The following is a 566-nucleotide window of genomic DNA, read 5'->3' on the forward strand; positions in this document are numbered from 1 at the left end:
GGTTAACCGAATAGGGGAGCCGCAGGGAAACCGAGTCTTAACTGGGCGTTAAGTTGCAGGGTATAGACCCGAAACCCGGTGATCTAGCCATGGGCAGGTTGAAGGTTGGGTAACACTAACTGGAGGACCGAACCGACTAATGTTGAAAAATTAGCGGATGACTTGTGGCTGGGGGTGAAAGGCCAATCAAACCGGGAGATAGCTGGTTCTCCCCGAAAGCTATTTAGGTAGCGCCTCGTGAACTCATCTCCGGGGGTAGAGCACTGTTTCGACTAGGGGGTCATCCCGACTTACCAACTCGATGCAAACTGCGAATACCGGAGAATGTTATCACGGGAGACACACGGCGGGTGCTAACGTCCGTCGTGAAGAGGGAAACAACCCAGACCGCCAGCTAAGGTCCCAAAGTCATGGTTAAGTGGGAAACGATGTGGGAAGGCCCAGACAGCCAGGATGTTGGCTTAGAAGCAGCCATCATTTAAAGAAAGCGTAATAGCTCACTGGTCGAGTCGGCCTGCGCGGAAGATGTAACGGGGCTAAACCATGCACCGAAGCTGCGGCAGCGA

At 53.7% G+C, this 566-nt stretch carries 1 rRNA gene; it reads left to right on the forward strand.

Annotated features, from left to right (window positions below):
• A 23S ribosomal RNA gene (locus tag ABRZ28_RS24270) occupies nucleotides 1–566 on the forward strand; the annotation flags it as partial.

The sequence above is a fragment of the Brenneria sp. g21c3 genome (assembly GCF_040240345.1).
Lineage (GTDB): Bacteria > Pseudomonadota > Gammaproteobacteria > Enterobacterales > Enterobacteriaceae > Brenneria.